We start from the raw sequence: 503 nt of genomic DNA, 5'->3' as shown, positions 1-503 counted from the left end.
ACGAGATTAAGAAACAACAAGTAGGGTGAGGCGTTGCCGCCTCATCCCTCTTACAGAACCGTACGTACGGGCCTCGTATACGGCTCATGCACACTTCCATTCAGCATAATTGCTGAACACATACCCTGTCTTAACATGCTCGATATTGAACAAACCAAGATCGTTAAACCATTGATTTGGCATCGCATAGCTGGCTAAGGGACTCTGTGCATTTTTCCAGCTACTCATTTGAATTGACCTGAACGGCGGCTTGTAACCAAGCTGTTTCAGCCTGCGGTGCAACCGTGTCGGTTTCTTCCATAATTTTAACTGGATGCTGCGCAGTCTGCGCCTTAACCATCCTGCTATTCGCGAGAACTCCCTGCTGGTATTGGCGATCCTGAAGTACTGACTGAACCCTCGTAAAACGGGATTTAGCTCGTTGATGACTTGCACTAGCGGCTTTCCGCCATTGCGTTTGCTCATCTGCTTCAACGTCTGTTTGAACAGAGCCAGTTTCTTGG

1 protein-coding gene is annotated in these 503 nt (G+C 48.3%); it reads right to left on the bottom strand.

Annotation, left to right across the window (positions count from 1 at the left end; translation table 11 throughout):
• Positions 1–84 precede the first annotated feature (84 nt).
• The coding region (locus tag CIK04_RS31105) for a group II intron maturase-specific domain-containing protein (protein ID WP_325206050.1) at positions 85–503 on the bottom strand (419 nt) is incomplete at its 5' end.

It is taken from the genome of Vibrio sp. 03_296, from assembly GCF_002265885.1.
Note: the sequence above shows the minus strand (reverse complement) of the source record. Positions and strands in the feature narration are given on the sequence as shown.